The organism is Bradyrhizobium sp. AUGA SZCCT0222 (genome assembly GCF_018130205.1).
In the GTDB taxonomy this organism is placed as follows: domain Bacteria; phylum Pseudomonadota; class Alphaproteobacteria; order Rhizobiales; family Xanthobacteraceae; genus Bradyrhizobium.
The window spans coordinates 1-21,635 of sequence record NZ_JAFCLX010000063.1 but is presented as its reverse complement, the minus strand read 5'-3'; the positions used below and the strand labels follow the sequence as shown (position 1 = coordinate 21,635).

Annotated in this window: 18 protein-coding genes; 10 read left to right on the top strand and 8 right to left on the bottom strand. The window is 64.0% G+C overall.

The features are described 5' to 3' along the window. The first annotated feature begins 21 nt into the window (after nucleotides 1–21). The 5 genes from fba (at nucleotide 22) to JQ629_RS33175 (ending at nucleotide 4,966) form a co-directional block, all read left to right on the top strand. The gene (gene fba, locus JQ629_RS33195; RefSeq protein ID WP_212416197.1) at nucleotides 22–1,089 is read left to right on the top strand and encodes a class II fructose-bisphosphate aldolase; all 1,068 of its coding nucleotides are present in this window, start codon (nucleotides 22–24) and stop codon (nucleotides 1,087–1,089) included. A gap of 110 nt (nucleotides 1,090–1,199) precedes the next feature. Beyond that, nucleotides 1,200–2,225, top strand: a complete 1,026-nt coding sequence (locus JQ629_RS33190; RefSeq protein WP_212416196.1) for a class I fructose-bisphosphate aldolase — start codon at nucleotides 1,200–1,202, stop codon at nucleotides 2,223–2,225. 2 nt (nucleotides 2,226–2,227) lie between these two features. After that, nucleotides 2,228–2,935, top strand: a complete 708-nt coding sequence (locus JQ629_RS33185; RefSeq protein WP_212416195.1) for a thiamine phosphate synthase — start codon at nucleotides 2,228–2,230, stop codon at nucleotides 2,933–2,935. Nucleotides 2,936–2,943: 8 nt separating this feature from the next. After that, on the top strand, nucleotides 2,944–4,074 hold the full coding sequence (locus tag JQ629_RS33180; RefSeq protein WP_212416194.1) for a tetratricopeptide repeat protein: 1,131 nt from the start codon (nucleotides 2,944–2,946) through the stop codon (nucleotides 4,072–4,074). Nucleotides 4,075–4,177: 103 nt separating this feature from the next. Next, nucleotides 4,178–4,966, top strand: coding sequence for an inositol monophosphatase family protein (locus JQ629_RS33175; RefSeq protein ID WP_212391542.1), 789 nt, complete (start codon nucleotides 4,178–4,180; stop codon nucleotides 4,964–4,966). Between the two features lie 84 nt (nucleotides 4,967–5,050). Here the strand turns inward: JQ629_RS33175 and JQ629_RS33170 are convergent, their stop codons facing one another. The 4 genes from JQ629_RS33170 to JQ629_RS33155 all read right to left on the bottom strand — a co-directional run bounded on the left by JQ629_RS33170 (nucleotide 5,051) and on the right by JQ629_RS33155 (nucleotide 11,049). Beyond that, nucleotides 5,051–8,197 (bottom strand): multidrug efflux RND transporter permease subunit, encoded by a 3,147-nt coding sequence (locus tag JQ629_RS33170; RefSeq protein ID WP_212416193.1) that lies wholly within the window; start codon nucleotides 8,195–8,197, stop codon nucleotides 5,051–5,053. Nucleotides 8,198–8,202: 5 nt separating this feature from the next. Next, nucleotides 8,203–9,408, bottom strand: coding sequence for an efflux RND transporter periplasmic adaptor subunit (locus tag JQ629_RS33165; protein WP_212416192.1), 1,206 nt, complete (start codon nucleotides 9,406–9,408; stop codon nucleotides 8,203–8,205). Nucleotides 9,409–9,706: 298 nt separating this feature from the next. Then, nucleotides 9,707–10,735 (bottom strand): SAM-dependent methyltransferase, encoded by a 1,029-nt coding sequence (locus JQ629_RS33160; protein WP_212416191.1) that lies wholly within the window; start codon nucleotides 10,733–10,735, stop codon nucleotides 9,707–9,709. 32 nt (nucleotides 10,736–10,767) lie between these two features. Then, nucleotides 10,768–11,049 carry a hypothetical protein gene (locus JQ629_RS33155; RefSeq protein ID WP_212416190.1) on the bottom strand — a complete coding sequence of 94 codons (282 nt, stop codon included), beginning with the start codon at nucleotides 11,047–11,049 and terminating at the stop codon, nucleotides 10,768–10,770. Nucleotides 11,050–11,224: 175 nt separating this feature from the next. Here JQ629_RS33155 and JQ629_RS33150 point away from each other — a divergent pair, with 175 nt between their 5' ends. Beyond that, nucleotides 11,225–12,223, top strand: coding sequence for a flagellar motor protein MotA (locus JQ629_RS33150; protein WP_212213250.1), 999 nt, complete (start codon nucleotides 11,225–11,227; stop codon nucleotides 12,221–12,223). 71 nt (nucleotides 12,224–12,294) lie between these two features. After that, nucleotides 12,295–13,326: a peptidoglycan -binding protein gene (locus JQ629_RS33145; protein ID WP_192736884.1), complete on the top strand. Its 1,032-nt coding sequence runs from the start codon at nucleotides 12,295–12,297 to the stop codon at nucleotides 13,324–13,326. Between the two features lie 164 nt (nucleotides 13,327–13,490). Here the strand turns inward: JQ629_RS33145 and JQ629_RS33140 are convergent, their stop codons facing one another. Further along, nucleotides 13,491–15,350: an ABC transporter ATP-binding protein/permease gene (locus JQ629_RS33140; protein ID WP_212416189.1), complete on the bottom strand. Its 1,860-nt coding sequence runs from the start codon at nucleotides 15,348–15,350 to the stop codon at nucleotides 13,491–13,493. A 181-nt stretch (nucleotides 15,351–15,531) separates the two neighbouring features. On the opposite strand from JQ629_RS33140, the gene rpmE reads away from it, so the two are divergent. Then, the gene (rpmE, locus tag JQ629_RS33135; protein ID WP_192736886.1) at nucleotides 15,532–15,759 is read left to right on the top strand and encodes a 50S ribosomal protein L31; all 228 of its coding nucleotides are present in this window, start codon (nucleotides 15,532–15,534) and stop codon (nucleotides 15,757–15,759) included. Between the two features lie 202 nt (nucleotides 15,760–15,961). Here the strand turns inward: rpmE and rcdA are convergent, their stop codons facing one another. The 3 genes from rcdA to JQ629_RS33120 all read right to left on the bottom strand — a co-directional run bounded on the left by rcdA (nucleotide 15,962) and on the right by JQ629_RS33120 (nucleotide 17,373). Continuing rightward, nucleotides 15,962–16,474: a protease adaptor protein RcdA gene (gene rcdA / locus JQ629_RS33130; protein ID WP_212416188.1), complete on the bottom strand. Its 513-nt coding sequence runs from the start codon at nucleotides 16,472–16,474 to the stop codon at nucleotides 15,962–15,964. Nucleotides 16,475–16,852: 378 nt separating this feature from the next. Continuing rightward, complete coding sequence (locus JQ629_RS33125; RefSeq protein ID WP_212416187.1) at nucleotides 16,853–17,131, bottom strand: hypothetical protein; 279 nt, start codon at nucleotides 17,129–17,131, stop codon at nucleotides 16,853–16,855. Nucleotides 17,132–17,181: 50 nt separating this feature from the next. Then, on the bottom strand, nucleotides 17,182–17,373 hold the full coding sequence (locus JQ629_RS33120) for a DUF1192 domain-containing protein (RefSeq protein WP_212416186.1): 192 nt from the start codon (nucleotides 17,371–17,373) through the stop codon (nucleotides 17,182–17,184). Nucleotides 17,374–17,478: 105 nt separating this feature from the next. On the opposite strand from JQ629_RS33120, the gene JQ629_RS33115 reads away from it, so the two are divergent. Together JQ629_RS33115 and JQ629_RS33110 are read left to right on the top strand one after the other, a co-directional pair. Beyond that, nucleotides 17,479–18,477, top strand: a complete 999-nt coding sequence (locus JQ629_RS33115) for an NAD(P)H-quinone oxidoreductase (RefSeq protein WP_212416185.1) — start codon at nucleotides 17,479–17,481, stop codon at nucleotides 18,475–18,477. Between the two features lie 129 nt (nucleotides 18,478–18,606). Continuing rightward, the gene (locus JQ629_RS33110) at nucleotides 18,607–21,483 is read left to right on the top strand and encodes an EAL domain-containing protein (RefSeq protein ID WP_212416184.1); all 2,877 of its coding nucleotides are present in this window, start codon (nucleotides 18,607–18,609) and stop codon (nucleotides 21,481–21,483) included. Nucleotides 21,484–21,635 lie beyond the last annotated feature (152 nt).

The window sequence follows — 21,635 nt, the reverse complement described above, 5'->3', positions numbered from 1 at the left end:
GTAAATACAAGGAGAATTCGGATGGCTCGGATTACGTTGCGTCAATTGCTCGACCACGCGGCGGAGCATGATTACGGCGTGCCGGCCTTCAACATCAACAATATGGAGCAGGCGCTCGCGATCATGGAGGCCGCCTCCAGCCTCGACGCGCCCGTCATCATCCAGGCCTCGCGCGGCGCGCGCTCCTACGCCAACGACATCATGCTCAAGCACATGATGGACGCCGTCACCGAAATCTATCCGCAGATCCCGGTCTGCGTGCATCTCGATCACGGCAATGCTCCCGACACCTGCATGACCGCGATCCAGGCCGGCTTCACCTCGGTCATGATGGACGGTTCGCTGAAGGCCGACGGCAAGACGCCCGGCGATTGGGATTACAATGTCGGCGTCACCAAGACCGTCACCGGCATGGCCCATCTCGGCGGCATCTCGGTGGAAGGCGAGCTCGGCGTGCTCGGCTCGCTCGAAACCGGCATGGGCGACAAGGAAGACGGCCATGGCGCCGAAGGTAAATTGTCGCACGACCAGTTGCTGACCAACCCGGACGAGGCGGTCAAATTCGTCCAGGAGACCAAGGTCGACGCGCTGGCGATCGCGATGGGCACCTCGCATGGCGCCTACAAATTCACCCGCAAGCCCGACGGCGACATCCTCGCCATGAAGGTGATCGAGGAAATCCACCGCAAGCTGCCGAACACGCATCTGGTGATGCATGGTTCGTCCTCGGTGCCGCAGGATTTGCAGGACATCATCAACGCCAATGGCGGCAAGATGAAAGCGACCTGGGGCGTGCCGGTTTCCGAAATCCAGCGCGGCATCAAGAACGGCGTGCGCAAGATCAACATCGACACCGACAACCGGATGGCGATGACCGGGCAGATCCGCAAGGTTCTGAAGGACAATCCGGAAGAGTTCGATCCGCGCAAGTACCTCAAGCCGGCGATGGAAGCGATGACCAAGCTGTGCAAGCAGCGGCTGCAGGAATTCAACACCGCAGGGCAAGCCAGCAAGATCAAGAAGGTGCTGACCACGGCCGAAATGGCCAAGCGCTACAGCAAGGGCGAGCTTGACCCGAAGGTCGCCTGAGACAGCGCCATCGCGCCGCGGAGGCTGCCGGCCGCGACGAACGTTTTCTAGGCAATTGCCCGAGAACCGCCTATTTTGGTTTGCAAGGCAGGTGTCTGGAGAACGGATCGATGAATCTCGCTGACCTCAACAAGGTCGCCCTCGCCATGGTCACGCCGGGCAAGGGCGTACTCGCCGCCGACGAATCCTCAGGCACGATCAAGAAGCGCTTCGACGCCATCAGCGTCGAATCGACCGAGGAGACGCGCCGCGACTACCGGGAAATGCTGTTTCGCTCGCAGGAGGCGATGAGCAAATACGTCTCGGGCGTCATCCTCTATGACGAAACCATCTGGCAGAATGCCAAGGACGGCACGCCGCTGGTCAAGCTGATCGAACAGTCCGGCGCCATCCCCGGCATCAAGGTGGATGAGGGGACCCAGGGCCTGCCGGGCTGCCCCGGCGAATTGATCACGGCCGGGCTCGACAAGCTCGCCGAGCGCCTGAAGAAATACTACGAGCGCGGCGCACGGTTCGCCAAATGGCGGGCGGTGATCGACATCGGCCAGAATATCCCCAGCATGACCGCGATCCATGTCAACGCGCATGCGCTCGCCCGTTACGCCGCGTTGTGCCAGCAGGCGCAGATCGTGCCGATCGTGGAGCCGGAAGTGTTGATGGACGGCGATCACGACATCGACCGCTGCTTTGAGGTGACCCAGCGGGTCCTGAACAAGACATTCCAGGAATTGCGGGTCCAGCGCGTCGCGCTGGAGGGCATGATCCTGAAACCCAACATGGCGATATCAGGCAAGAAGAGCGCAAAGCCATCGCCGGTCGAAGAGGTCGCGGAGAAGACCATCCGGCTATTGAAGAGCTGCGTTCCGGCGGCAGTCCCCGGCATCGCCTTCCTCTCCGGCGGACAATCCGACGAGGATGCGACCGCGCATCTCAATGCCATGAACCGGATCGGTGGTTTACCCTGGCGACTGACCTTCTCCTACGGCCGCGCGCTGCAGGCGGCGCCGCAAAAGGCGTGGTCGGGCAAGGCCGAGAACGTCGCGGCCGGCCAGCGCGCATTCACGCACCGGGCGCGAATGAATGCGCTGGCGAGCAAGGGTGAGTGGGAAGCCGGCCTGGAAAAGAAGGTCGCATAGCATTGGCCGCCAAACCCGTTCCGCAGCGCCCGGTGCCGCGCCTCTATCTCGCGACATCGGTCGTGGACGACCCGTCGCAGCTCATCGCCAGCCTCCCCGGCCTGCTCGCCGCGGCCGACGTCGCCGCCGTGCTGCTGCGGCTGCGCGAGACCGACCAGCGCACCATGATCTCGCGCATCAAGGCGCTGGCGCCCGTCGTTCAGGACGGCGGCGCGGCGCTGCTGCTGGATGGCCATGTCGAGCTGGTGGCGCGCGGCGGCGCCGATGGCGCGCATCTGACCGGGATCGCTTCCATCGAAGACGCCTTCCCGTCCCTCAAGCCCGATCGCATCGCCGGCGTCGGCGGCCTCGCCACGCGGCACGATTCGATGGCCGCGGGCGAAGCGGGCGCGGACTACGTGCTGTTCGGTGAACCCGACGCCAGGGGCGAGCGGCCATCGGCGGAAGCGATCGCCGAGCGCCTGCAATGGTGGGATGAATTGTTCGAACCGCCCTGCGTCGGTTATGCGGCCTCACGCGAGGAGGCCTGCGAATTTGCCGCCGCGGGTGCGGATTTCGTGCTTGTCGGCGATTTCATCTGGGCCGATCCGCGCGGGCCCGAGGCGGCGCTGATCGATATCGAGCAGGCGATCACGCAAGCCCACGCCGCCGCGTTTGGAAAAAACAAGAGCACGGACGACACCACCGAGCAGACGACCGGACGGGGATAGCGCCGGACATGAGACTGCTGCGTCCGATATCGATCCTTGGCTGCTGCCTGATGGCGGCGGCCGGCGCATCGGCGCAGATCTCGCTGACGCCGCCCGCAGCGCAGACGCCCGCGCCTGCCAGCAAGCCGGCCGCGAAGAAAGAGACGCCCAAAGAGACTTCCAAGGATGCTTCCAAGGATACTTCCAAGGAGGCCCCGAAGCCGAAGGCGCCCACTGTCGCCAAGAAGCCTGCGGCCACGCCCAAACCGGCCGCGACGCCCACTCCGGCAGCTTCTCCCACGCCCAGCTTTGACGATCCCAATGTCGATCTCGTCTACGGCGCCTATCAGCGCGGCCTCTACAAGACCGCGCTCGATCTGGCGCTGACGCGGGCGCAATATGCCGGCGACGCCAAGGCGATGACGATGATCGGCGAGCTCTACTCCGGCGCCCTCGGCGTCAAGCGCGACTACGCGAAAGCCATCGAATGGTACCAGCGCGCCGCCGACGCCGGCGACCGCGAGGGCATGTTTGCGCTGGCGATGATGAAGCTTTCCGGCCGCGGCGGCCCGGTCAACCGCGAGCAAGCGGTCAAGCTGCTGGCTTCCGCCGCCAAGCTCGGCAATCCCAAGGCGGCGTATAACCTGGCGCTGCTGTATCTCGACGGGCAGACGCTGCCGCAGGATGTGAAACGTTCCGCCGAATTGCTGCGGATCGCAGCCGACGCCGGCAATCCGGAAGCGCAATACGCGCTCGCGACCTTCTACAAGGAAGGCACCGGCGTGCCCAAGGACATCGACAAGGCGGTGCGCCTGCTGCAAGCCGCGTCGCTGGCCGACAATGTCGATGCCGAGGTCGAATACGCGATCGCGCTCTATAACGGCACCGGCACGCCGAAGAACGAGGCCGCCGGCGTGGCGCTGCTCCGCAAGGCGGCCCGGCAAAACAGCCCGATCGCGCAGAACCGCCTCGCCCGCGTGCTGGTCAGTGGACAGGGCGCGCCGGTGGACAAGGTCGAGGCCCTGAAATGGCACATTGTCGCCAAAACCGCCGGCAAGGGCGATCCGATGCTGGACGATGCGCTGGCGGGCCTCAGTCCCGAGGACCGCGCCAAGGCCCAGGAGGCCGCCCGCAAATGGATCGGCAACGACAAGAAATGACGCCTTGACGGCGACACATCGTCAGGGCACCCAGTCCCTCACCCCTTAGCTCAGCCCTTGGGCGGCATTGGCCGTTTTCCTCCTAACCCATAAGCCTCGCATCATGCTGCATTCAGCCCTTATCAACGTCATGGTGAAAGCCGCGCGCCACGCCGGCCGCAGCCTCAAGCGCGACCTCGGCGAGGTCGAACATCTGCAGGTGTCGCTGAAGGGGCCTGCGAATTTCGTCACCATGGCCGACAAGCGCGCCGAGGAACTGCTCTATGCGGATCTGACCAAGTCGCGGCCGGGTTACGGCTTCATCGGCGAGGAAGGCGGCACGCGCGAAGGCGCCGACAAGAGCCATACCTGGATCGTCGATCCCCTGGACGGCACGACGAACTTCCTGCACGGCATTCCGCAATTCGCGATCTCGATCGGCCTGCAGCGCGAAGGCACCATCATCGCGGGCGTGATCTACAATCCGGCCAATGACGAGCTCTACATCGCCGAGCGCGGCAAGGGCGCGTTCCTCAACGACCAGCGGCTGCGCGTCGCCGGCCGGCGCCAGCTCGACGAATGCGTGGTCGGCTGCGGCCTGCCGCATATCGGGCGTGGCGACCATGCTCAGTCGCGGCTGGAAATGACCGCGATCCAGGAGCGGGTTGCAGGCCTTCGAAGGTTCGGCGCCGCCTCGCTCGACATGGCCTTCGTCGCCGCCGGCCGCCTCGACGGTTATTGGGAGCGCAATCTGCAGCCATGGGACATGGCGGCCGGACAGATCATGATCCGCGAAGCCGGCGGCGTCGTGTCAGGCATGGCGGGCGACGACGATCCGCTCACGACCGGACACCTGATCTGCGGCAATGAGTTCGTGCACAAAGAGCTGGTGAAGATACTCAAGCCGCTGTGACGGCGCAGCGATGCGCAAAGCCGCCGCCACGGCCGCGCCAGGAGCTTGCCGGTCGAGGTGACAAGTCGGCGTGGCGAATAATCGCTACTCAGCAGGCCTCGGCGCCGCCTGCGACGGCTTCGCTTCCGCCACCACTTCCCGGTCCCCCGCAAAGAACCTTTGCACCACGACGAAGAACACCGGCACCATCAGCAGCGCCAGGATCACGACCGCGATCATGCCGCCCATCACGCTGGTACCGAGCGCCTGTTGGCTGGCGCCGCCGGCGCCGGTCGCGATCACCATCGGCAGCACGCCGCAAACGAAGGCGAGACCGGTCATCAGGATCGGGCGGAAACGCAAGGTGCAGGCTTCGATCGTCGCTTCGACCAGCGGCTTGCCTTGCGCGCGCAGCTCCTTGGCAAACTCGATGATCAGAATGGCATCTTTCGCAGCCAGTCCGATGATGGTGATCAGGGCGACGGTGAAGTAAACGTCGTTCGGTAGGCCGCGCAACGACGCGGCCAGCACCGAACCGCAGATGCCGAGCGGCACCGTCAGCAGCACGGCGAGCGGAATGGTCCAGCTTTCATAGAGGGCTGCCAGACATAGGAACACCACCAGCGCCGACAGTCCGAGCAGGAACGGCGCCTGCGAGCCCGACAGCTTTTCCTGCAGCGATTGACCGGTCCACTCATAGCCGAAGCCGCGCGGCAGCTTGCCCGCGAGCCGCTCCATCTCTGCGATGGCGTCGCCCGAAGTAAAGCCGGGCTTGGCTTCGCCGCTGATGCGTACCGCGGGATAGTAGTTGAAGCCGGCGATCTGCGTCGGCCCCTTCGACCATTCGACGGAGGCGAACGAGGACAGCGGCACCAGCTGGCCGCGGCTGTTCTTGACGTTGTAGTTCAGGATGTCGTCGGCGTTCATGCGGCTGCCGCGGTCGGCCTGCACGATCACGCGCTGCATCCGGCCCCGGTTCGGGAAGTCGTTGATGTAGTTCGATCCGAGATTGGTCGATATGGTGTTGTTGATGTCCTCGAAGGTGACGCCGAACGCGCCGGCCTTTTCGCGGTCGATCATCAGATTGACCTGCGGCCCCGGCGGCAGACCTTCGACATAGACCTTTTGCAGCACACGGCTGGCATTGGCTTCCGCGATGAGCTGCTCGGCGGCGCTGACCAGCGCCGGATAACCCTTCTGGCCGCGGTCCTGCAGGCGGAACGAGAAGCCCGAGGAGTTGCCGAGATTGTCGATCGGCGGCGGCTGCAGCGCGGAAATCCGGGCGTCGCGGATCGACGACAGATCGCGGTTGATGTCGTTGACGATGGCGGCTGCCGAATCCTTCGGCCCGCGATCCGACCAGTCCTTCAGCGTGATGAAGGCCTGCGCGGTGTTGATGCCCTGGCCGAGGAAGCTGAAGCCGGTGAGGAAGGTGACGTTCTCGACGCCGGAACGCTTGGCCAGATATTGCTCGACCTTCTCGACCGCCGCCTCGGTGCGGGCATAGGACGAGTCAGCCGGTGTCTGCACGTCGGTGGTGATGAAGCCCTGGTCGTCGACCGGCAGGAAGCCGCCGGGCAAGCGAATAAAAGCCCAGCTCAGCCCAACGAGCAGCGCGGCATAGATCAGCATCAGTCGGCCGGTTCGCTTCAGCGAATGTCCGACGACGCGCGTATAACCGTCCTTGGTGCCGTCGAGCGCGCGGTTGAACCAGCCGAACACGCCCTTCCTGGCATGGCCGTGGCCGGCCGCGACCGGCTTCAGCAAGGTCGCGCACAGCGCCGGCGTCAGCGACATCGCCAGCAGCGCGGAGAACGCGATCGCCGCGACCATCGTTACCGAGAATTGCCGGTAGATGACCCCGACCGATCCCGGGAAGAACGCCATCGGCACGAACACCGCGATCAGCACCAGCGTAATGCCGATGATGGCGCCTGTGATCTGCGACATCGCCTTGCGGGTGGCCTCCTTCGGCGGCAGGCCCTCTTCCGCCATGATGCGCTCGACGTTCTCGACCACCACGATAGCGTCGTCGACGAGAATGCCGACCGCCAGCACCATGCCGAACATCGTCAACATGTTGATGGAGTAGCCGGCCGCCAGCAGGACCGCGCAGGTGCCGAGCAGCGCCACCGGCACCACGATGGTCGGAATGATGGTGTAGCGGATGTTCTGCAGGAACAGGAACATCACGATGAAGACCAGCACGATGGCTTCGACCAGCGTCATCAGCACCTTCTCGATCGAGGCCTTCACGACAGGTGTGATGTTGTAGGGAATTTCATAGGCGATGTTGGCCGGGAAGAAGCGCGACAGCTCCTTCATCTTGGCCTCGACCGCGCTTGCGGTCGCCAGCGCGTTGCCGGTCGGCGACATCAGCACCGACAGACCCGCCGTCGGCTTGCCGTTAAGCCGCGTGTTGAACTGATAGCTTAATCCGCCGATCTCGATCCGGGCCACGTCGCGCAAACGCACCGTAGAGCCGTCCGCATTGGCACGCAGGATAATCGCGCCGAATTCGTCCGGCGACGAGAGCTGTCCCTTGACCAGCACCAGCGCCGAAATCTTCTGGTCATCCGTGCTCGGCTCGGCGCCGATGCTGCCGGAGGCTACTTGCGCGTTCTGCGCCGTGATCGCCTTGTTGACGTCATCGGCGGTCAGCCCATAGCCGACCAGCTTGGCCGGATCGACCCAGATGCGCAGACTGCGTTCGGTGGAATAGAGCGTGGCGCGGCCGACGCCGGGAATGCGCCTGATTTCGCCGAGAACGCTGCGAATCATGAAGTCGCCGAGGCCGACCTCGTCGAGGCTGCCGTCGGTCGAGCGCAGCGTGATGATCTGCAGCACGGCGCTGGAAGCTTCCTCGATCAGGATGCCCTGCTGGATCACCGCGCGCGGCAGCCGCGCCTCGACGCGCTTGATGCGATTCTGCACTTCCACCGACGCCGTGCCGGTGTCGGTGCCCGGCACGAAATTGGCGATGATCTCGACCTGGCCCAGCGAGTCGCTGGTGGACTCGAAGTTCAGGATGCCGTTGGCGCCGTTGAGCTCTTCCTCGATCAGCCGCGTGACGCTGTTGTAGAGGTTTTCCGGCGACGCGCCGGGATAGCTGGTCGATATCGAGATCGAGGGCGGTGCGATGATCGGATACTGCGCGATCGCCAGCAGCGGGATCGAGATCGCGCCGATCAGACAGATGAAAAGCGCGACGACCCAGGCGAAGATCGGCCTGTCGATGAAGAAACTCGGCATGGAATCTACCGTGTCGCTTGCGCGGACGGCCTGGCACCGGCGAAATCGGCGGACGCGTCGGCCTCGGTCAGCAGCTGCGGCCGGACCTTATCGCCGGCGGCAAACTTCTGGAAGCCCTCGACGATGACCCTGTCACCGGCCTTCAGGCCCTCGGTGACGAACCACTGGCCGCCCTGCAACGAGCCGGTGCGTACCGGCTGGACGGCGACGAGGTTGTCGCTCTTGACCACGAACACTTCGCTGCCACCGCCGCCATTGCGCTGGATCGCCTGCTGCGGCACCGCGATGGCGTCGGTATCGATGCCCTGCTCGATCAGCACGCGGACATACATGCCCGGCAGCAATTCGCGCCTCGGATTGGGGAACTCGCCGCGCAACGTCACCTGCCCGGTATGGGCATCGACCTTGGCCTCCGAGAACAGCAAGCGGCCGGCAATCGGATAAACCGAGCCATCGTCCAGCACCAGGCGAACCTTCATCGCGTCAGGCGCGATACGGTCGAGATCGCCGCTCTCCACCGCCCGGCGCAGCTGATTGAGCTCGTTCACCGATTGGGTGAAATCGGCATAGATCGGATCGAGTTGCTGGATGGTCGCAAGGCTCGTGCTTTCGTTCTGTACGACAAGCGCGCCTTCGCTCACCAGCGCGGCGCCGACGACGCCGTCGATCGGAGCGCGGATGGTGGCATAATCGAGATTGAGTTTAGCGCGGGCGACGTCGGCCTTGCGGCCCTCGACGTCGGCAGCCGCCTGACGCTCGGCCGAGATGGCTTTTTCGTTCTCGGCTTCTGGGGCTGCGCGCTGGCTGGTCAGCGTGGCGATACGGCGCGCATGCGATGCGGCCTGATCGAACGTTGCGCTGGCGCGCGCCAGCGCGGCTTCGGTCGACTGCACCTCGACCTCGAACGGCCGCGGATCGATCCTGTAGAGCGCGTCGCCGGCCTTGACCTCGCTACCCTGGTGGAACAGGCGCTCGACCACGATGCCAGACACGCGCGGGCGCACTTCAGAAACGCGGGTCGGCGCGATACGCCCCGGCAACTCGCGGACGATCGCACGCGCCTGCGGCCTCACGGTAACAACACTGACGTCTGGCTCGGAAGAAGGCTGCACAGCAGCCGTCGCAGCGGTTGGCTCTTTGCATCCAGCCAACAGCGGCGCCATCGCAAGGAGCATCAGAGCGATGCATGATTGCGCACGAATTCCAGACATCAGAAACATCGCCCCTTTAGTCGAGTTGAAGCGCAAACCATGTTTGCGCGATATGTCGCGAAGACACCGCGTTGTTGTTGAGACAAGGATAGGGTGAGTTTGCTGCGATGCAATGCGCATGCGCGGCGGCCCAATGTCACAGACGCTATCGCACTGAATAAACGGCGATTTTGCCGACTCACCGGATTGTGACAACATTCCTTTTTAGCTCGTTGGAATGGAACCCAGGTTATGAACGCGTGAGAGAGCGGCCGCGCGCGAGCTTGCGGAAAAATGGCGCGAATCACCTGCTGTCCTGTTAACCAGCCGCCTTCATCCGATAATGGCTGATGCCCCATTCGCTGCCGTCGGCGTAACCGAACAGGCCTGACGTCGCGAGAAAGAACCAGCGCCAGCGCCGCATCCACAACGCGGTCTCGCCACCATAGACGGGACGCAACACCGCTTCGATCTCCTCGCGGTGCAGATCGAAATTGGCCAGCCAATCCTGCGCGGTGCGGTGATAATGCAGCCCGCTCCAGCGCCATTCCTTTTCGATTTCGAGCAGATCGGAATATTGCCGGATCAGATGGTGGCTCGGCATCATGCCGCCGGTGAAGAAATGCTGCGCGACCCAGTCCTCGCCATCGGCGCGGTCGAACAGATAGGCGCCCGAGCGATGGGTGAAGATGTGCATGAAGAAGCGGCCGTCCGGCTTCAACCACGAACGGATCCGCGACATCAATTCGCGCCAGTTCAGCAGGTGCTCGAACATCTCGACGGAGACGATGCGGTCGAACTGCATCTGCGGGTCGAACAGATTCATCTCCGAGGTAACCACACGCAGATTCTTCAATCCGCGCTTGCGGGCTTCGCCCTCGATGAATTGGCGCTGCGAGGCGGAATTCGATACTGCCGTCACTTCCGAATGCGGGAACTGCCGCGCCATCCACAGCGACAGCGAACCCCAGCCGCAGCCGAATTCGAGAATCGATTGGCCGTCGGCGATATCGGCATGCCCGACGGTCTGACGCAGCGCCTCCTCTTCGGCCTCCTGCAATGTCGTGGCCGGCTCCCGGTAGAAGCACGAGGAATATTTGCGGTGTGGCCCGAGGACAAGCGCGAAGAACGCCGACGGCACCTCGTGATGCTGCGCGGTGGCCTCATCGCTGTATTCGGCGATGGCGCGCGCGGCCATCTCGTCGGCAAACCAGGCGTCGCTTTCGGCGTTGCCGATGGCGAGCCTTGTTGCGGTGCGCGAACACAGCCGGTGGATCGCGGCGCGGATGATGACGTCAGGCAGCGGCACCCGCTCAGCGGTGCCGATGATCGTGGAAACGAAGCTCATGTGACCACTCCCTTTCTTGAGCACGATCCTTTCTAGAAAACCGGCCTCCAATTTCGGGGATCATCTTGCGGCGACAGCGAGAAGAACGGACGGACACGCAACTGACAGTCGCGATAGCGGTCATCGCGCGAGCGCAGCAGCTGCGGCTCAAGCGACGGAATGCCGGTTACGCGGGCCAAACCGGGCGAAACGGTCCAGATTGTATCCACCCAACCGGCATTGCCGGTGCGTGGCTGCACCATCCAGGTGCCCGCCATCCGGACCGAGAGCAAAACGGCCATCGCCGCCAGCGCTTCGAGATACAGGGCCGTCATGAAAAATCCCGGTTGGACAAAGAACGTTTCCAAAATACGCTCAAGTCAAAGCCCGGTTTCGGCGTGAAGTTCCCCGTCGTCTACCTGAAACAGCGCTTTTCCGATCTTTTTTCTCAGCCGCGCTGTGCCATATTGGCCCCCCAAACGCGGCTTTTCGCAACGGAAGACCCCCGCAATGCCCCAAGGCCCCTCCGCCCGCTCCGAAATGGAGATCGAGCTCACCAAATTGTCGTCGCCACAGATTTTTCTGGTGCGGATGCTGGTGTTCCTGGTGCTGTGCGGCCTGGTCATGACCGTGCTCTACAAGCAGATCGTCACCGCGTTCTTCGCCAATCCCGGCCTCAACGCCCTGATCGGCGCGGTGCTTCTGATCGGCATCATCCTGTCGTTCCGGCAGGTGATCCGGCTTTATCCGGAAGTCTCCTGGGTCAACAATTTCCGCATCGCCGATCCCGGTCTCGCCATCGACCGGCGCCCCACGCTGCTGGCGCCGATGGCGGCGATACTCGGCGGCGAGCGCACCGGGCGGATGTCGATCTCGCAGCAAACCATGCGGCATTTGCTGGATTCGATCGCAACAAGGCTGGACGAAGCCCGCGACATCTCCCGCTACATGACGGGCCTGCTCGTCTTTCTCGGCCTGCTCGGCACCTTCTGGGGCCTGATCGAAACCGTAGGCTCCGTCGGCCAGGTGATCGAGGGGCTGAAGGTCGGTGGTGATTCGGGCTCGCTGTTCGATACCCTGAAGGAGGGTCTGGCGGCGCCGCTCAAGGGCATGGGCATCTCGTTTTCATCCTCGCTGTTCGGCCTCGCCGGATCGCTGATCCTGGGTTTCCTCGACCTGCAATCGAGCCAGGCGCAGAACCGCTTCTATACCGACCTGGAAGACTGGCTCGCCTCGACCGTGCGCGAATATTCAGGCGACGGCACCACCGGTGTTTCCGGCGAGCTGCAGCACGCGATGGAGCGGCTGCGCGCGGTGGTCGAGGAAGGCGGCAGCAGCCGCAGCACCACGGCGGCGATGGCCAACCTCGCCGAAGCCATTCAGGGCCTGGTCGCGCATATGCGCACCGAGCAGCAGATGATCCGCGAATGGGCCGACGGCCAGGGCGAACAGAACCGCGAGATCAAGAAGCTGCTCGAGCGGATCGCGCGCCAGCCCGAGAAGAGTTAACAGCATGATCCCGAAAAGTGGCGTTCCGGTTTTCGGATAAGATCATGCTCAGACATAAAGAGATTTAGCCGATGGCCCTCGCGCGTGCACGCCGCAACGAATCGGGAATGAACTACTGGCCGGGCTTCGTCGACGCGCTGTCGACGCTGGTGCTCTCGATCGTGTTCCTGCTCTCGGTGTTTCTCGTCGTGCAGTTCTTCCTGTCGCAGGAAGTCACCGGCAAGGATAAGGCGCTGGAGGCCCTCAACGCCAAGATCGCGCAGTTGAACGATCTGCTGTCGCTGGAAAAACTCACCGGATTGAACCTCAGCGACCAGCTCTCGCAGGCGCGCGCCGGATTGACATCGGTGGAAGCGGAGCGCGATCGCATCAAGGGCCTTTATGAGGGGCTCGCCGGCGCCGGCAACGACGCCCAGGGCCGCGCCAACGAACTCAACAAGGCGCTGGATTCCGAGAAGGCGGTGACGTCGCGCGCGCTGGCGCAGATCGAGGTGCTGAACCAGCAGATCAGCGCGCTGCGCCGGCAACTCGCCGCGCTTGAAGAAGCGCTCGACGCCTCCGAAAAACGCGACAAGGAATCGCAGGGCCGCATTGCCGATCTCGGCCAACGGCTCAACGTGGCGCTGGCTCAGCGGGTGCAGGAACTGACGCGTTACCGTTCCGAGTTCTTCGGGCGGCTGCGTGCGATTCTCGGCAATCGGCCGGATGTCCGGATCGTCGGCGATCGCTTCGTGTTCCAATCCGAAGTGTTCTTCGACACCGGACAGGCCTTGCTGCTGCCCGAAGGCCGCGCCGAGCTCGACAAGCTTGCATCCGCGCTGGTTGATCTCGACAAGCAGATCCCAAGCGAAATCGCCTGGGTGCTGCGGGTCGACGGCCACACCGACGTGCGGCCGATCATGAACAGCCCGGTATTCAAGTCGAACTGGGAACTATCGTCGGCGCGCGCGATCTCGGTGGTGCAATATCTGGTCTCGCTCGGCGTCCCCGCGCAGCGGCTGGTCGCCGCAGGCTTTGCCGAATTCCAGCCGCTCGACACGGCGCCGACGGAGGAAGCCTACAAACGCAACCGCCGCATCGAGCTGAAGCTGACGGAACGGTAGTCGCGGCCAATCCCGTCATTGCGAGGAGCCAACGGGTCGCGCGAATGCGCGGCCCGATGACAGGCTCCGCGACGAAGCAATCCATTCTTTCCTTCCGTGGTGAGATGGATTGCTTCGCTGCGCTCGCAATGACGGAGTGTAGAGCGCGCTCACCTTAACGGAAGTCAAATCCCTTCGAACTGCAGCCGCGCCAGCCTTGCATACAGCCCGTTCGCGGCAACCAGCTCGGCATGCGTGCCCTGTTCGACGATGCGGCCCTGATCCATCACCATGATGCGGTCGCAGGACAGAACGGTCGCGAGCCGGTGCGCGATCACGAGCGTGGTGCGGTGGCGCATCAGTTCTTCCAGCGCGGTCTGCACCAGGGTCTCGCTTTCGGCATCGAGCGCGGAGGTTGCCTCATCGAGCAGCAACAGCGGGGCGTCGCGCAGGATAGCGCGGGCAATGGCGATGCGCTGGCGCTGGCCGCCCGACAGCGTCACGCCGCGCTCGCCAAGCTGCGCCTCGAAACCCTCAGGCAGGCGGCGAATGAATTCGGTGGCATGCGCCTGATCGGCCGCGCGTTCGACCTCGGCATCGCTGGCATCAGGCCGGCCGAAGCGGATGTTTTCACGGGCGCTTGCCGCGAACACCACCGAGTCCTGTGGCACCAGCGCGATGCGCGCGCGTAACTCGCGCGGATCGGCCGATTTGATCGGCACGGCGTCGACCGAAATCGTTCCGCTGGCGGGATCGTAGAACCGCAGCAGCAGATGAAACAGCGTGCTCTTGCCGGCACCTGACGGGCCGACGATCGCGACCTTCTCTCCGGCCCGTACCGACAGCGAGACGCTGTCGATCGCCCGGACATCCGGGCGCGTCGGGTAGTTGAAGCTGACATTCTCAAATGTGACATCGCCGCGCGCCGGCGACGGCAGGGCGACCGGCGAGGCCGGCGCCGTGATCTGCGGCTTGACGCGCAGGATCTCGAACAACCGTTCGGCGGCGCCCGAGGCGGCCGAGACTTCACCCCAGACCTCGCTGAGCTGGCCGAGGCCCGTCGCGGCGAACGCCGCATACAGCACGAACTGGCCGAGCCGGCCCGGGCTGATCGAACCGGTCAGCACGTCGTGCGAGCCGACCCACAGGATCACCACGACGCTGGAAAACACGATGAAGATGATGATCAGCGTCAGCACCGCGCGCGCCCGCGTTGAACTGCGCGCCGCGTCATAGGCCTGTTCGACCTCGCGGCCGAAGCGCGTCGCGGCCATCCGCTCGCTGGTATAGGCCTGCACGGTTCGGATAGCGCCGACCAGCTCAGAGGCATAGGCGCTGGCGTCGGCCAGCGTGTCCTGCGCGTTGCGCGACAGCCGCCGCACCCAGCGTCCGAACGCGACCAGCGGAATCACGATCACCGGAATTGCCAGCAGCACGAACAGCGAAAGCTTCGGGCTCGTGATCACCATCATGGTGGTGGCGCCGATGAACAGCATCAGGTTGCGCAGCGCGATCGACACCGACGCGCCCACCGCCGACTTGATCTGGGTGGTGTCGGCCGTGAGCCGCGACACCAGTTCGCCGCTGCGGGCGGAATCGAAGAAGGAAGGCGACAGCGAGATCAGATGCGCGAACACGTCGCGCCGCAGGTCCGCAACGATGCGCTCGCCGATCGTCATGACCAGATAGAACCGCGATGCGCTGGCGCAGGCCAGCACCGCAACGACCGCGATCATCACGCTGAAGTAGCTGTTGATCATCGCGATGCCTTCGGGGCTGAAGCCGAAGTCGATCATGCGCCGCACCGCGATCGGCACCACCAGGGTCGTCACCGCCGCGACGGTCAGCGAGATAAACGCCAATATCGCCCGCCCGCGATAGCGCGCGACATAGGGCGCCAGCGCCAGCAGCGGGCGCAGTTTTGCGCCGGTCTTGGCCGGCGACTGCGTGAGCTGGGTTTCGATGAAGGCCTCTTCCTCGAGCAGCGCGTCGCGCCGCGGCGGCACGCCGCCGGGTGGGTCTTCAAGCTGTTCGGCTGCGCTCATGAAAAGGGACCAGTTTCGATGCCCCCAGATAGGCCCCGGAAGCGGCGCTGGCAAATCCGGCAGATCGGCCAATCAGACGGCCCTGGCAGCTTGTTTTGGCGGCCTTGTTGCGTTATAGACCCGCCCAAATCCCGTACCCCTGACATTTCGAGACGGGCGCAGGCGCGCCGAAGGATATGCCATGAAAGCCGAAATTCACCCGAATTATCATACGATTACGGTCGTTATGACCGACGGTACGGAGTATCAGACCCGTTCCACCTGGGGCAAGGAAGGCGACAAGCTGAACCTCGACATCGACTCCAAGTCGCATCCGGCCTGGACCGGCGGCACCCAGCAGATGCTCGACCGCGGCGGCCGCGTGTCGCGCTTCCAGAAGAAGTTTTCGGGCTTCCTCAAGAAGGACTGAGGGTTTTTCGACCCCTCGCCATTCGGCCCAGGAATGCAAAACGCCCCGGTTTCCCGGGGCGTTTTTTGTTTTGCTATTCACTGCCGTCATTCCGGGGCGATGCGAAGCATCGAACCTCAGGGGCGCAATTGCGCCCCCGGGGAATCTCGAGATTCCGGGTCTGGTCCTTCGGACCATCCCGGAATGACGGATGATTATCTTCTTACCGCTCGAAGGCCGCCTTCAGGCGGTTGAGCTGCGGCACCAGCGGATTGCCGATCGGGGCGCGTTCGGCCGCCGGTGCATGGATCGAAGTGTCGAGCCGGCGCACCCGCGACTGCAGGTTCATCGAACGCTCGATCAGGTGCTGCAATTGCAACGGCAGTTTGGCGATCATGTCTTCGGGACCGGGATCGGCGGCTGAGAGCTTGACCTTGGTCTTTTCGCGGTTGGCCTGGGTCAGCGTCATCTCGCCTTCCTTGACCGCGCGATGCAGCAGCAGCCAGGAGGCGAGCTGCATCAGGCGGGTCGTCAGCCGCATGCTTTCGGTCGCATAGGTGAGACTGACGGAGCGTTCGAGCGCCTTGGCCTCGGCGCGGCCGTCACCGTCGAGATAGGCGGCGGTCTCCTCGACCAGATCCATGCCCTCGCGGAACAAGGTTCCGAATGCCGCCGAATTAGTCAGCCGCTCGCTGAATTGAACGAGCGCGGATTCGCTGTGCAGCCGGTCCGCCATAGTTAACGCCCTCACGCCACTGATACGCTGCCGGCTTTTCAAACCGCCGACTTATGATGAACAAATCATTGCGCTTGCGAGGGCGAGAGTCCAGCCGCAACCGGAAATATGGTTTCCAGCCTGCGGAGACAAAAAAGAGCCGCCGTTTCCGGCGGCTTTTGAAGTTGATAACAGGGAGGCGTCAAACAGAGTGGAAAGGAGCCACTCGGTGTCCAAACGAGGACGACGCCAGTCATAAACCAGAAAGCTTAATTGATCGTAAACGAGCGATTTTCTTCAGGCTTTGTTTGCCATGTCGGCCATTGGCCCAGTTTGGGACTTGCAGCATTCCTTGCACCATTCATCGCGAGGCGCTGCCCGAATTAGGCCATTGGCCACTTATTGTTCATCGCAGGTAAACCCCGGCGGGAACCGTTTCATATAAGTCTCATCGCAGCTTCGGTCGCACTGGCGCTTTTGCTGCCGGGCGAGGACCGGACACGATTTGTTGGATGGCAGTTCGGCGCACGCGGCGAGATTTTTCGCGAACGGCTTCTTGCAGCGCTGCGCCTTGCATTCGCCCGAGGTCATGTCGATCCCGACACAGCTCGCCGGCGTCCGCGCATCGGCCGGCGCACTCAGTCCGGCAAACACAATACCCATGACGACCGCACCCATGACGACCGCGCCAACGAGACGCCTTCCGCGCATTCCCATCCCGGCCTCGACTACGACTTGAAAAAACTGTTCGCCGCATCCTTGGACGCGCGCTTCCTGGCCATCGCCGCCTGCAGCCGTTCGATCTCGGAATTCATCAGCGCGATGCGCTCGGTCAACTCCTCGACCGACAGCAGCGACAAATCCTGCCCGATCTCGTGGGTGATTTTCTTCCTCGGCTTGTCGTCATCTTCGATGGCCATGCGTTTCCTCCGTGCTCGGCGATCCCTTGAGGCGGTTGCCAGCCGCATGACGGCTGGCTAATCAGGGGCCGCCTTCAAAATTCCCGTATTTCGCAAGGACAAATCATGGAAAAGCTGCCCGCGCAAATGACCGTCGTCGGCATCAGCAAGCCCGGCGGCCCCGAAGTGCTGTTGCCGGAAACCCGCAGCGTTCCCCTGCCCGGCCCCGGCGAAATCCTGGTCAAGGTCGCCGCCGCCGGCGTCAACCGTCCCGACGTCGCGCAGCGGTCCGGCGCCTACCCGCCGCCGCCCGGCGCCAGCGACCTGCCCGGCCTCGAAATCGCGGGCGAAGTGGTTGCGCTCGGCGCCGGTGCGAGCAAGCACAAGCTCGGCGACAAGGTGATGTCGCTGGTGGCCGGTGGCGGCTACGCGCAATATTGCATCGCGCAAGACGCGCAGGCGATGAGCGTGCCGCCTGTCCTGTCGATGCAGGAAGCCGGTGCTATTCCGGAAACACTGATGACGGTCTGGCACAATGTGTTCGAGCGCGGCGCGCTGAAGCCCGGCGAAACGCTGCTGATCCATGGCGGCTCGTCCGGCATCGGCACCATGGCGATCCAGCTCGCCAAGGCCTTTGGTTCCAGGGTGATCGTCACCGTCGGCGGCCAGGACAAGGTCGATGCGTGCCTGAAGCTCGGCGCCGACCGCGCCATCAACTACAAGACCGAGGACTTCGTCGCCGAGGTCAAGGCCGCGACAGATGGCGCGGGCGCCAACGTCATCCTCGACATGGTTGCCGGCGACTACGTCGATCGCAACTATGATGCCGCCGCGGTCGATGGCCGTATCGTGCAGATCGCAACGCTCAATGGGCCCAAGGTTACCGTCAACATCGCCAAAGTCATGGTGAAGCGGCTGACCCACACCGGCTCCACCCTTCGCCCCCGTACTAATGCGGATAAGGCGGCGATGGTCGCGGCGATCGAGGCCAAAGTGATGCCCTTGATGCGCGAAGGGCGGGTAAAGCCGCTGATGGACAGCACATTCCCGCTGGAAAAGGCTGCTGATGCGCACCGGCGGATGGAGACCAGCGCACATATTGGCAAAATTGTGTTGGCGGTTTAACGCTCCGAACCGAAGCGAAGGCGGAAACCCTTTGATTTCCTTCGCTTTCATGTCATTTATCGCGGCAACGTCGGGCCGTTCGCGCCCCAGGGGTTTGTCGGCCGGTTCGTTGATCGCGGAGTACTGAAATTGCGTCTGATCAGGTGCCTTGCGCTGCTCGCGCTGGGCCTCATGATTGTTGCGTACGCGCCGCCAGCGCGCGCCATCGACGCTGTCAGCGTCCGCAGTGACGCGCCTGCCATCGACCTCACCGCGGTGCTCGATCACCAGCGCAGCGATGCCGACCGCATCCAGGTTTCGACCGCGCCCGGAACCGACGGCATCGTCCGCCGCATCGAGGTGCGCGCCCGTGAGGGCGGCCAGAACTGGGTGGTGTTCGCGCTCGCCAACAACACCGACGACCAGCTCGACCGCCTGATCGTTGCCCCGCACTACCGCATCGTGTCGTCGGGCCTGTTGTGGCCCGATCTCGGATTGTCGCGCATCGCCACCATCACGCCCTCGACCGGCGACCGGCCCGAGCGCCAGGAAAGCGCCACTGCCGACATCTTCCGCATCACGCTCGATCCCGGCGCGGTCGTCACCTTCGTCGCGGAACTGCGCACCGACAAGCTGCCGCAGCTCTATCTGTGGGAACCTGACGCCTACAAGGACAAGGTCAACTCGTTCACGCTCTACCAGGGCATCGTGATCGGGATCTCCGGCCTTCTGGCCCTCGTGCTCACCATTCTGTTCGTGGTCAAGGGCAGCATCATGTTCCCGGCTGCCGCCGCGCTGGCCTGGGCGGTGCTGGTCTATATCGGCGTCGATTTCGGCTTCTGGGGCAAGGTTCTGGACATGCAGAACAACGCCGAGCGCGTCTGGCGCGCGGCGGGTGAAGCGATCCTGGCGGCGACGCTCTTGGTGTTCCTGTTCGCCTATCTCAATCTCAGCCGCTGGCATGTGCGCTATTCCCACATCACCGTCGGCTGGCTGACCTTCCTCGGATCCTTGGTGGCGCTGGCGCTGTTCGATCCCGCGGTGGCTTCCGGCATCGCGCGGATGTCGCTGGTCATGATCGCCTTCGCCGGTTTTGCCCTCATCGTCTATCTCTCCACGCACGGCTTCGACCGTGCAGTGCTGTTGATCCCGACCTGGTTCCTGCTGGTGGTCTGGGTGGTCGCGGCCGGCATGGCGGTGGCCGGAAACGTCACCAACGACATCGTCGGCCCCGCGCTGCTCGGCGGCCTCGTGCTGATCGTGATGCTGATCGGATTTACGGTCATGCAGCACGCCTTCGCCGGCGGCGGCGCCACCACCGGCGTGGTCTCCGACGTCGAGCGCCGCGCGCTGGCGCTGACCGGTTCCGGCGACCTGATCTGGGACTGGGACGTCTCCGCCGACAAGGTGTTCACCAGCCCGGAGACCGAAAGCCTGCTCGGCCTCAAACGCGGCACGCTGGAAGGCCCGGCCGCGAAATGGCTCGAGGTGCTGCATCCGCTCGACCAGGACCGTTTCCGCGCCGCCCTCGACAGCGTGCTCGACCAGCGCCGCGGCCGGCTGGTGCAGGATTTCCGCCTTCGTACCCCGGACGGCCACTTCATGTGGTTCGCGCTCAAGGCACGCCCGGTGGTCGGCTCCGACGGCGAAGTTTCCCGAGTTGTCGGCACCCTGACCGACGTCACCGAGCAGAAGAACGCCGAGGAGCGCATGCTGCATGACAGCGTGCACGACAACCTCACCGGCCTGCCGAACCGCAAATTGTTCATCGACCGCCTCGGCGCGGTGGCGAATTTCGCCAAGACCATGCCGAACCTGCGGCCGACGCTGATGGTGATCGACCTCGACCGCTTCAAGCAGGTCAATGATTCCGTCGGCATTGCGGTCGGCGACTCCATCCTGCTGACGCTGGCGCGGCGGCTGACCCGGATCCTTAAACCCCAGGACACGCTGGCGCGGCTCGCCGGCGACCAGTTCGGCCTGATCCTGATGTCGGAACAGGATTCGGCGCGCATCACCGCGTTTGCCGAAACCATCCGCAAGACCATCCGCGCTCCGATCGCCTTCAACGACCGCGAGATCTTCCTGACCGCTTCGATCGGCCTCGCATTGAGCGATCCGCAGACACAGCTGTCCGACGAGATCATCAAGGATGCCGAGCTGGCGATGTATCACTCCAAGCGCATCGGCGGCGACCGCATCGACGTCTACAAGCCGGCGATGCGCGCCCGTAAGACCGACCGGCTGACGCTGGAAAGCGAATTGCGCCGCGCCATCGAGCGGCAGGAAATCACGATCCTGTACCAGCCGATCGTGCGGCTGGAGGATCGCTCGATCGCCGGCTTCGAGGCCCTCGCGCGCTGGGATCACCCCAAACTCGGGCGGATGTCCCCGTCGGAATTCATCTCTATTGCAGAGGAGATCGGCCTGATCGTCGACCTCGGCATGTTCGTGATGGACCAGACCGCCAAGCAGCTCGCGGTGTGGCAGCGCGCGATGCGCTCGCGCGAGCCGATCTTCGCCAGCGTCAACGTCTCCTCGCGGCAATTGCTGCGCCACGACCTGATCCACGACATCCGCACCGTGCTGTCGCGCTCCTCGGTGGCGCGCGGCACGCTGAAGCTCGAACTGACCGAGTCGCTGGTCATGGAGAATCCGGAGCACGCGGCGCAGATGCTCACGCGGATCCGCGAGCTCGGCACCGGCCTGTCGCTGGACGATTTCGGCACCGGCCATTCCTCGCTGGCCTATCTGCAGCGCTTCCCGTTCGACACCATCAAGATCGACCAGTCGTTCGTGCGCACCACCAGCCGCGGCACCCGCCCGGTGATCCTGAAATCGATCATCGCGCTCGCCCACGACCTCGGCATGGACGTGGTCGCCGAGGGCGCCGAGACCGATTCGGATGCGGTCGAGCTCTATCAATTGGGCTGCGAATACGCGCAAGGTTTTGCCTTTGGCGAACCGATGGACGCCGACGCCGCGATGCGGCTGCTGACCGAAGAGCGGCTGGAAGCGGCGAGCTGAGTTCTCGCGTCGTCCCGAAGCGAATCCACGGTCGTCCCGGCGAAGGCCGGGACCCATACCCACCAGCGATAATTGTTTTGCACGCTGGTCGTCATCTTCCTTTTTCAATAACAGGGGCCGCGGCGTATGGGTCCCGGCCTTCGCCGGGACGA